The organism is Blautia sp. CAG:257 (genome assembly GCF_000433815.1).
Taxonomy (GTDB): domain Bacteria; phylum Bacillota; class Clostridia; order Lachnospirales; family Lachnospiraceae; genus Blautia_A; species Blautia_A caecimuris.
In genome coordinates this window covers 1-11,017 of the sequence record NZ_HF999049.1, presented here as the reverse complement: position 1 = coordinate 11,017, position 11,017 = coordinate 1, and the positions used below count along the sequence as shown (strand labels likewise).

Annotated in this window: 9 protein-coding genes; 5 read left to right on the top strand and 4 right to left on the bottom strand. The window is 42.1% G+C overall.

All coding sequences use genetic code 11. The annotated features are described in order from the left end of the window. The 4 genes from QVP40_RS06785 to QVP40_RS06770 form a co-directional block, all read right to left on the bottom strand. Positions 1-1,356: LCP family protein (locus tag QVP40_RS06785; RefSeq protein WP_288200363.1), on the bottom strand; the 1,356-nt coding region annotated here is incomplete at its 3' end. 19 nt (positions 1,357-1,375) lie between these two features. Continuing rightward, positions 1,376-2,779, bottom strand: coding sequence for an undecaprenyl-phosphate glucose phosphotransferase (locus QVP40_RS06780; protein ID WP_022067719.1), 1,404 nt, complete (start codon positions 2,777-2,779; stop codon positions 1,376-1,378). Positions 2,780-2,889: 110 nt separating this feature from the next. Then, positions 2,890-3,843: a glycosyltransferase family 2 protein gene (locus QVP40_RS06775; protein ID WP_022067718.1), complete on the bottom strand. Its 954-nt coding sequence runs from the start codon at positions 3,841-3,843 to the stop codon at positions 2,890-2,892. Positions 3,844-3,852: 9 nt separating this feature from the next. Then, complete coding sequence (locus tag QVP40_RS06770; protein ID WP_022067717.1) at positions 3,853-5,712, bottom strand: glycosyltransferase family 2 protein; 1,860 nt, start codon at positions 5,710-5,712, stop codon at positions 3,853-3,855. 248 nt (positions 5,713-5,960) lie between these two features. Between QVP40_RS06770 and QVP40_RS06765 the strand changes: the two genes are divergently transcribed. The 5 genes from QVP40_RS06765 (at position 5,961) to QVP40_RS06740 (ending at position 10,837) form a co-directional block, all read left to right on the top strand. Continuing rightward, the gene (locus QVP40_RS06765; RefSeq protein ID WP_022067716.1) at positions 5,961-7,196 is read left to right on the top strand and encodes a D-alanyl-D-alanine carboxypeptidase family protein; all 1,236 of its coding nucleotides are present in this window, start codon (positions 5,961-5,963) and stop codon (positions 7,194-7,196) included. A gap of 243 nt (positions 7,197-7,439) precedes the next feature. Next, positions 7,440-8,576 carry a sodium ion-translocating decarboxylase subunit beta gene (locus tag QVP40_RS06760; protein ID WP_022067715.1) on the top strand — a complete coding sequence of 379 codons (1,137 nt, stop codon included), beginning with the start codon at positions 7,440-7,442 and terminating at the stop codon, positions 8,574-8,576. 258 nt (positions 8,577-8,834) lie between these two features. After that, complete coding sequence (locus QVP40_RS06750) at positions 8,835-9,200, top strand: BlaI/MecI/CopY family transcriptional regulator (RefSeq protein ID WP_022067713.1); 366 nt, start codon at positions 8,835-8,837, stop codon at positions 9,198-9,200. 17 nt (positions 9,201-9,217) lie between these two features. Continuing rightward, the gene (locus QVP40_RS06745; protein ID WP_022067712.1) at positions 9,218-10,537 is read left to right on the top strand and encodes a M56 family metallopeptidase; all 1,320 of its coding nucleotides are present in this window, start codon (positions 9,218-9,220) and stop codon (positions 10,535-10,537) included. A gap of 60 nt (positions 10,538-10,597) precedes the next feature. Next, on the top strand, positions 10,598-10,837 hold the full coding sequence (locus QVP40_RS06740) for a hypothetical protein (RefSeq protein ID WP_022067711.1): 240 nt from the start codon (positions 10,598-10,600) through the stop codon (positions 10,835-10,837). Positions 10,838-11,017 lie beyond the last annotated feature (180 nt).

Sequence of the window (11,017 nt, the reverse complement as noted above, 5' to 3'; positions counted from 1 at the left end):
GGTATCTCCACCGCCAACGTCTCCGCCTCCGGTATCTCCGCTGCCGGTGTCTCCGTCTCCGGTATCTCCGCTGCCGGTGTCTCCGCTGCCAGTGTCTCCGCTGCCGATATCTCCGCTGCCGGTATCTCCACTACCAGTATCTCCGGTTCCCGGATCTACCCAGTCTGTACTGTTGTCAATCCAACCGGAACCATCGTTTTCAAAGCTGATGCCTGTATTCTCATCCTCCGGTGTAACCTTCTGAACATCTTCCAGTTCTCCCAGTCCACTGACGATCTCAGCGATCTTGGTACTGATTTCCTGAACTGTGCTGGATGGTGTATACGCCTCGTCTCCATAAAGGAATTTATGAAGGGCAATTACATTGGATACCAGATCCGCCTCTGACGTACCTTCTTTTGTAGGAACGATAACGCTTCCCTTAACATTGGAAAACTTAATGCTGGACGGGAAACCGGTTGTCTCATTCATACTGTAGCCGATCACTGTGGGCAGAAGCTGAAGGATCTCTGTTTTATCCATGGATGTGGATACCATAGGGAATACAGCATCCATGATCTTAAAGATAGTCGGAAGCCCTGCCTTTTTTGCCTTCTGAACGATCAGCTGGATAACCTTACGCTGTCTCTCTGTACGACCCATATCAAGACTCGCTGTGTATCGGATACGACAGTAGGAGGTTACCTGTACACCATTCAGATGATAACGGTAATCAATCTTCTCAATGTCCTCCGGTCTTTCCGGAAGTTCGATAGGCTCAAACGACTTACCTGTTTCCTTTGAGGTTTCTTCGCAATAGCTGTTCATGTGTACGATCTCCGCATAGGACATATCTATATCGAGACCGTCCAGCGCGTCAACAATCTCTGTGAGAGCCGCAAAATTTACAGTAGCATAATCTGTAATATTCAGATCCATGTTTCTGTTCAGCATATTAACTGCTGCTTCCGGACTTTTCGCATAGGCCGCGTTTGCCTTGGAATAAGTATCATCATAAACATTGAGAAGTGTATCTCTGTATACAGAAGCAAGCTTTACATCCTTTGTATCATTATTTACACTTGCAATGATCATGGTATCACTGTTCATGCCGCCGGTAGCGCTTTTATCTCTGTGGTCAATACCAAACAGCGCATAGGTGGTATATCCTGTCAGTTTTGATTCTTCCGCATTGATAGAATCCTGTACTTCCTGGTTTACCTCTATGGGCTGCGCGTTTTCTGTCTTGGGCTTTTCAAGCTTGTCCAGTCTGGAGTTGAGCTGTCCGTAAACATACAGACCTCCGATAAACAGAAGGAGTACAATGATCTCAACTGCAAACAGTATCTTTTTTGTCTTTGACCTTGGTTTTGCCATCTTCTTTCCCCTTATCTTTTTAATATGCATTTTTATTAATGAAACCTTTAAATATTGTCAGGAACAAAATCTTAATATCAAAACCAATGCTCCAGTTTTCAATATAATAAAGGTCACAATCAATACGTTTCCTGATGGATGTATCTCCCCGGTATCCATTTACCTGAGCCCATCCTGTCAGGCCGGGACGAACCTGATGTTTTACCATATATCTTGGAATTTCTTCCCTGAATTTCTCTACAAAGAAAGGGCGCTCCGGTCTTGGTCCCACCAGGCTCATGTCCCCTTTCAGAATATTAAAGAGCTGAGGAAGCTCGTCAATACTTGTTCTTCGCATAAACTTGCCGATTCCCGTTACACGGGGATCATTTTTCACCGTCCATGCCTTTTTTTCTTCTGATTCCGGCTGTATTTCCATGGAGCGGAATTTATACATCCAGAATGTTTTATTGTGAAGTCCCACCCGTTCCTGCTTATAGATCAGAGGACCGGGAGAAGTCGCTTTTATCAGAATACACATGAGAAGCATAACAGGTGAGGATACGATAATTGCGGCAATCGAGCCCAGAATATCCATTACCCGCTTCACCATGGCGTTAAAGGTATTACTCAGCGGCACATACCGGATATTGATCACCGGAAGTCCCAGAATATCTTCTGTATATGGCTTTGTGGGAATAATCTTATTGTAGTCCGGAATAAATTTTGTATGCACGCCTGACTTCTCACACATGGCAACAATTTCTTCCAGACGGTAATACTCGCTTAATCCAAGAGTGATCGCAATCTCGTCAAGCCTGTTTGCAGGAAGGATCACTGTGAGATTTGCAATTCTGCCGATCACCTTGATTCCTTTATACACAGTGCCTGCAGGAACATTATCATCCAGAATTCCTCTGACAATATAGCCCCACTGAGGATTTGCCTCGATCCTGTCAATATATTCCTCTGCCGCACGGCTGTAACCCACCAGTATGATCTGCTTCTGGTTCAGACCTTTTTTTCGCATATCCCTGAGCACGGCAAATATGAGCATACGGACGCCCCACTCCAGCAGAATGTTGACCACGCAGAAAATATATACTGTCAGTCGGGAAAAATCGCTCTCTTTCAGCATATATAAAAGAAATACAAAAATCAGCATTCCCAACACATTTGCCTTGATAATATTGGCAAGCATAAGCCTGCGTCCCTGCATATGAAGAGGCTCATAAAGAGTAAATGCCTGATATAACAGCAGATAGCCCGGTATAATAAAAATCAGAGCCAGCATGTACTGCTCAAAACTCAGTCCCTGTTCTGCCGAATAGGCAAAGGGTCCCATAAAACGCAGAAACCATGCGCTTATATAGGAAACTGCCAGTACAATTACATCTATCAGCATCTGAAGGCGGCTGAAATTCTTCTGATTATCCTGAATCAATCTCTGACACCTCAATCCATTTCGTCTATATTATAATAGTTGTTCTTCAAAATCAATGTTTTCTTAGGGTTTATTTTATAAAATTTCAGTGAAATTCTGTAATAAACACTTTACGCCGCCAGTCTCCGGAACATATTGACCCACAGCTCCACCTGGATCTTTGCGTAATTAGGCAGGTTTTTCAGAGAAAACTTCACTTTTTTTCCCTGGCGGCTGATACTGAACCCGTTTTTGATCCCTGCCAGATATTCCTTTCCCATTCCCTTTACGGTAAAGAACAGAAGCTTTGTTCCAAAGCCTACGATCAGAAACGGCAGGTTCAGGATGATCTGAAGCAAAGGCATATTTTTATAGATTAAATATACATTGTTTCTGGACGAGTATCTTGTCTTAAAGTGATTGTACCTGGAGCCGCTTGTGCCGCTTCCCACATGGTAAACCAGCGCTTCAGGGGCATACCAGTTTTCATAGCCGTAAATCCTGGCTCTGTAACCAATATCTGTATCCTCCAGATACGCAAAATGTTCCTCGTCAAAATACCCGATCTTTTCCAGTATTTTTTTTCGGTAAATGGCCGCTCCGCCGCAGGCGGCAAAAATCTGTTCTTCCTTTTCGTAGGTATGAATATCTTTTCCTTTTCCTCTGGCAAAGGACCATCCGAGAGCGCAGTAATAATTTCCTGCATCATCCAGCCTGTCCCTGTCATGATACTGAACCATTCTGGCTGCGCAGGAAAATGCGTTTTTGTGTCTTCGTATGGCGCTGAGCATCTGTTCCACAAAATCCTCAGCCACTTCTGTATCATTGTTAAGAAGCAGGACATAAGGAGCCTTTGCAGCACGGATTCCCTCGTTCACAGCTCTGCAGAAGCCATAATTCTCAGGAAGCTCTATAATATGGACCCATGAATAATTTCCGGCCACAAAAGAACAGCTTCCGTCTGTGGAGCCATTGTCTACAAAAATAACCTCAAAATTTCTTGCGGTCTGCCCTTCCAGACTTCCAAGCACGCTGTCCAGAAACGCGATCCCGTTATAATTCGGTATGATTACCGATACTTCCATAAGCCCTCCTTATTGCTTCTTCGTCATTCCCGGAAGAGGGCGAAGAGAATAATTCCATTTTGTAAGAGAAAGGTTCTTATTATAATAAGGGTCTCCCTTTTTCAGAATATCAATCCACTGGCACCGCATATATTCAATTTCCTCCTGGAAACGACGCACCTTCTCTTTATTGTCCTCTGCTCCCCGCGTTTTTGATTCCATATGATAAAGCTGCACATATGGATCATAGACGATCAGCTTATGATTCTTGCGAACCTTCAGACACAGATCCACATCATTAAACGCCACGGACAGCTTTTCGGTAAATCCGCCGGCCTCCTCAAAGGCTGTCCTCTTCATCATCATGCAGGCAGCTGTCACTGCGCTCATATCCTGAAGAATCGACGCCTTATGAAGATACCCGGTTCTGTTTGCCGGCATATCCACAAACATATGGCCTGCAATACCGCCAAGTCCGATCACGCAGCCCGCATGCTGAATCGTATCATCCGGATAGATCAGCTTGACGCCTGCCACTCCCACCTCAGGGCGCTGACAGACACCCAGAAGTTCTTTGATCCATCCGGGTGTGATCACAGTCACATCATTATTCAGAAACAGCAGATATTCTCCGTTTGCATGGCGGACTCCATAGTTATTGATGGCAGAATAATTAAATTCTTTTTTCCATCTGAGAAGACGGATACGGGGATCCTGTGACAGTTCTTTATAATACTGAAAAATCTCATCTGTGGTACTGTTGTTTTCCACAATAATGATCTCATAATTCGGATACTCTGTTTTTTCTCTGATGGAATCAATACAGGCCTTCAGTGTTTCTTTTTCATCCTTGTTGGGAATAATAATAGAAACAAGGGGCTGACCCTGCACCGGATATTTCACCCGGAAAAATCCCAGATCCGGCGTATGACTTACGGTTCCTTCTGTTCCTGTCCGCTTCAGATGCGCTTCTATAGCCCGCTTTCCGGCGTCAAAAGCGTACATTTTGCTGGCAGGATTGTCTGCTGTAGAAGCCTTATGGGTACGCCAGTGATAGAGAATTTCCGGAATATGTCCTACTTTTTCCGCAGTTTCTATACAGCGGAAGATAAAATCATGATCCTGGGCTCCGTCAAATTCCTGACGGAATCCTCCAACCTTTTGTACAATGGAACGTCTTACCACAAAAAAATGGCAGATATAGTTGTTTGATCTCAGAAGATCCAGATTAAAATCCGGTTTCAGATGAGGCTGAAAATGCTCGTCAAGCTCAGTTGTCACCTTATCTTCATCTGTATACACCGCATCAAGAGTTCTGTCCTCATCCAGCGCACGGACGATCTCATAAAGAGCATTGGGCGCAAGCAGATCGTCATGATCCAGAAGTCCCACAAATTCTCCCCGGGCCATCTCAAGAGCCGCATTTGTGTTTCCTGCAATCCCTTTATTTTCTGTAAGTTCACTGACCCGGATACGACTGTCTTTTTTTGTGTACTCTTCCAGGACCTTTTTCATTGCTCCATCCTCAGGACTTCCATTTGCAATACAAAGCTCCCAGTTTCCATAGGTCTGAGCAAGAAGAGAGTCTATCATCTGAGCCAGAAACTTTTCCGGTGTACGGTATGCAGGCACTGCCACACTGATCAGAGGACTGTACTCAAAATGGTGGTGTCTCTGTTTCTCAAGCGCTGCTTCATCAGGCACATAAGCCTCATACCACGGTCCGTAAGGAACTTCCTCCGGCTCAAATCTTTCGTGAAGCCTTATCCAGAACTCCTTTGGTCCGTAATGCTTCAGATAGCGGAATCCCTTTTGTATGGTGTAGGGGCTGAGTTTTTTTAACATCCTTCCCCACTGGATCCTGCCGGCTGAACTTTTTTCTTTATTCATATAAAACCTCGGTTTATTGTCATTTTACATTGTTTTTACATAGAATCCGGGTTTATTTTATCATTACGTCCCGGGTTTTGCAAGGCTGAACGTGTGTATCAGTATTCCGGCCTCACAAAAGTGTTGAATTACATAAAAAAATGGGATATGATAGATTTTGTAACAGTTTCCGCCGCACAGGGGATTATTCACCCGGATATTGCGGCACACTACCTTTATTTACCGAACCTATTACAGGAGTATACTTTATGAAAATAAAAAAATTATGCGCCGGGCTTTTTGCCCTGGGAATGGCTTTTTCCCTGATGCTTCAGACACCTGTCAGCGCCGCAGAGGCAGCTTCCGGAATTACCACCAACGCAGTTCCGGGCTGGCCCCAGGGAGCCGATATCACTTCTACCGCCGCAGTTGTCATGGAGGAGTCAACAAATACCATTGTCTACGCAAAAAATATGGATCAGCAGCTTTTTCCCGGAAGTACGGTAAAGATCATGACAACTCTTCTGGCACTGGAAAACAGCCAGCTTACAGATCAGGTTACCATGACTGCTACCGGAGTTTCCGGCGTCACTGACGGAGGAGCCAATATCTCCGCCAATCTTGACGAAGTTTTTACCATGGAACAGTGTTTGTATGCCATTATGCTTGTGTCTGCCAATGACATTGCCCTGCAGGTTGCCGAACATCTTGGAGGCTCTGTGGAAGGTTTTGTGCAGATGATGAATCAGCGGGCTGCCGAGCTTGGATGCACCAACACAGTGTTTACCAACCCTACCGGACTTTCTGATGAAAACCAGCACACAACTGCTCATGACATGGCGCTTATTATGCAGGCCGCCATGGAAAACGAAACATTCCGCACCATTGCAGGAGCTCTTTCCTATACTATCTCTCCTACCAACATATCAGGAGGCGAGCGGGTACTGACAAATAATTTTTCCATGATGAGCGCAGCCAACGCCGCTTATTATCAGAACTGCCTTGGAGGACGTGAAGGATATACGGACGCTTCCGGCAGTACTCTTGTATGCGGAGCAGAAAAAAACGGAGTAACCCTGATCGCAGTTGTGCTTCAGGGCGCATCCGGCACCACAGCTGCCGAAGCCGGAAGCCTTTTAAATTATGGCTTTGACAACTTCCAGATGCTCTCTCTTGGCGATACAGACTTTAACATGCTTTCCGGCGGAAATGTTTATGTTCCTGTGGGAACCGCTGCCGACTCTCTTACCACCAAAGACGGCACACCAGAAAACGGTCAGTACACCCGTCAGTATTACTTTGGAAACGCTCCGGTAGGAACCTCGGTAATGGCTGCCGTACAGGAACAGGATACTGCCCTTACAGATGAGGGTCAGAAAAATATGGACGCTGCCAGAAGCTACTCCGAAAAGCATACTGCAGTTCCTTATTATGTGATCGCCGGCGTTGGGATTCTGCTTCTTGGTTTTCTGATCTACCGAATTATAAAAACAGCAAAATCCTGACAATCAGAAAAAATTTCTTGAAAAAAACTTTTCCATACGGTACAATACTCTTGATATAGGGGAGTAGTCAGCACTGTATGGTGCGATTAAGTCAACACCTTGAGCCTCCGGCTCTGGCTTAATCTATACCTTATGCTTTTGGTATACGACAAGACCTGTGTTCCGCTTTCAGGGGAGCACAGGTCTTTTTTACTGAAAATATTCAGGCAGACTTTCCCGTGAAAAAAATCAGGAGGAACCAGTATGGATTTTTTAATTTCCGGCATCACATCTATCACCCCCCAGCAGATCGTTATGTACGTGATCGGCGCTGTGCTGATCTGGCTTGCCATTAATAAGGATCTGGAACCGGTACTGCTTCTGCCTCTGGGATTCGGAGCAATTCTTGTAAACCTTCCTGCTTCCGGTGTTCTGAATCAGACACTTGCAGGTATCGGTGAAACAAATGGTATTATTGAGTGGCTGTTCAATGTAGGTATCGAGGCTTCCGAGGCAATGCCTCTGCTTCTGTTTATCGGAATCGGCGCCATGATCGACTTCGGACCTTTGCTGTCCAACCCCAAGCTGTTTCTTTTCGGAGCAGCCGCACAGTTCGGTATTTTTGCCGCAATCGTTGTTGCATGTTTCCTGGGCTTTGACTTAAAAGACGCTGCTTCTATCGGTATCATCGGAGCAGCCGACGGCCCTACTTCCATCCTTGTATCTCAGGTACTTGGCTCCAATTATATAGGGCCTATCGCTGTGGTGGCATATTCCTACATGGCGCTTGTTCCTATTATCCAGCCTATGGTCATCAAGCTTCTTACAACAAAAAAAGAACGCTGCATCCACATGGAATACAAACCGGCTACAGTTTCCAAAAAAGCAAAGATCATTTTCCCGATCGTTGTTACTTTTATCGCCGGCCTTGTAGCTCCGATGTCCGTTTCTCTGGTAGGATTCCTGATGTTCGGCAATCTGCTCCGCGAGTGCGGTGTGCTGAATAATCTTTCCGATACCGCACAGAACGTACTGTCCAATCTGGTATCCCTTCTTCTGGGTATTACCATTGCGTTCAGTATGAAGGCTGACACCTTTGTAAACAAAGAAACTCTTCTTATTATGCTGATCGGTCTTGCAGCCTTTATCTTCGACACTGCTGCAGGCGTGCTTTTTGCAAAGCTTATGAATCTTTTCTCAAAGGAAAAGATCAATCCTATGATCGGCGCCGCAGGTATTTCCGCCTTCCCGATGGCTGCCCGCGTAGTTCAGAAAATGGCGCTTAAAGAGGACCCAAGCAATGTTCTGATCATGCAGGCTACAGGTACAAACGTATCCGGTCAGATTGCTTCTGTTGTTGCAGGTGGAGTTATCCTGAATGTCGTTGCAAGTATTCTGTAAGAGAAAGGAGATATCTCTATGAATTCTGAGCTTATTATGCAGGCACTTGAGGTTATGTGGAAAGGAATGCTGAGTATTTTTACAGTAATCATTGTCCTTACAATCCTTGTATACCTGATCAATAAATTTCTGAAATAGGTTTTGAAAAACAGCACGGCGTAAAGCTGCGCTGTTTTTTTATGTGCTGAAATATCAGCTTGACAATACTATGCTTTCGTAGTACGATTGTACTACAAAAAGTAGTAGGAGAAACGAGAAATGAAATATAATTTGTCTGAAGCAGAATATGAAATCATGCAGTTTATATGGGAAAACGGAAATAATACCAGTTTTTCTGACGTAATGGAATATACACACAAAAAAGGACATACTTGGAAAAAACAGACCGTACAAACCTTTTTAACCCGACTTATTGACAAAAAAGTATTAAAAGCTGAAAAAATCGGAAATAAACGTTATTATTCCCCAGTTGGTACAGAAGCTGAACATATTCATAATTGGACACACGATTTATTAGATATTGATTTTGGCGGATCCTTGAAAAATTTTATGCTGGCTTTTACGGGCGGCAAATCCCTAAGTGAAGCAGAAGCCAAAGAGTTACATGAATTTCTGGATGAATAAATGAAAGGAAAGCGCTTTTGAATAATTTACTATTATTTATGTCCATTAGCGGTACTTCCGCACTTACAGGATATTTTATAATAAAATTATTTTTCAGAAAAAAAATGACATCTGGGAACAGATATATACTATTGAAATTAGTGATGATATTTTATTTATTTCCCTTTCCGCTTTTAAGTAATAAGCTTATGCATACTATTGGGCAGTTGACAGGTAATAAATCTATGCTTTATGGATATTCATTTGGAAAGACATATCGTCATCTGGATGGAAAAAAGATTTATTATGTGACAGGCGGAAAAACCATATTGCCACATTACAGTTTTATATTCTGGATTTGTATCCTTGTGTGGATTATATTCGTTGGAAGTTATTTTTCTTATTTTATATACAACAAAAGGAAATTAAAGAAAATAAAACAACTGTCAATAGGAGAATGTTATTCTGTTCTTCTATATTTAAGTAATGAATATGAAACAATTCTTCAAAAATATAATGTTCAAATTTTATTTTTGCCATCGAGAACAGAAGCTTTTACATATGGTTTCTTTTCTCCGGTAATTATAATTCAATGTGATTTTGATCCAAATAGTATAAGCTACATTTTAAAACATGAGTTGATGCACATTAAAGAAAGAGATATCTGGACTAATTTATTTTCGTATATAGCAGTTACAATCCATTTCTTTAATCCTTTTATCTACCTATTTTATAAAGAAATTCGGAAAACAACTGAATTAAATTGTGATGAGAAAATCTTGAAAGACGCTGAAAAAAATGAAAGATTACGGTATGGTCATATGATAATTGAACAGGCATATCATACCTCTGATAAACGTTTTGTAATAGGATTTTCAAAACAAAAAAATAAAGAATTGAAGGAGAGATTATTTATGATTAAAAGAAAAACTGTGAAAAAATGGTATGTGGCTCTGCTCTCAACAGTAATTGTTTCTGTGACGGGAACCATTCCAGTATTGGGATATGTCACTCCTGAAGTCATAGAGTCAGAGACTTGTGAACAGGAAATGATTGAATATATAGAAATTGGAGAAATCGACGTTACTCTTCCGGAAGATGAAAAAATGTTTCACAATGTGGACTCTTATTTTCTCACAGAAGATAACAAAATAATAATAGAATCTTCATCTAATAAGCTTAGAAGATGGCCTTGTAGCCATGTATATACGCCAGCAACACAAAAAGTACATACAAAATTCCAATCAGGAGGTTGTCGTGTGGATATATATTCTGTAAAAAGATGTGACAAGTGCGGAGCAATAAAGGACAAAACAAAAACTAATAGCATATCATATGAAAAATGTATTCATGGATAAACAAAAATTTTTTAAATAGTTACATAAAAATCGCATTTCTATTATAGCAGGAGAATCTGTATGGACGATTTAAAAAGAGAAAATTATAAAAAAATCGGAGAAAAAGGAATTACTTTAGCCAGTATATTTATATTTTTAAGTATGATCGCATTTAGTAGTGATATTGATTTTTATATTGCCTGCTTTTTGTGGTGCGCATCGTTGATATTGCTTATATATGCCAATAAGAATATCATTCTTAAAATAATATTCGGATTAATGATAATAGGTATCATAATTATTTTCATATTGAAAATATAATACGAGGAGGCTAATCATTAATTGATTAGCCGACCTCTTACACTGCCTAGCATACTGTTCAGCACTAGGCGGTTCCTTAGTTTCACAAAACACTAGATGTGTTGTGATATAACATAGTTGTAACATCTCGACCTAATAAGATATAATCTTAGGAGGAAACGAGGTATGTTACAGATGAGT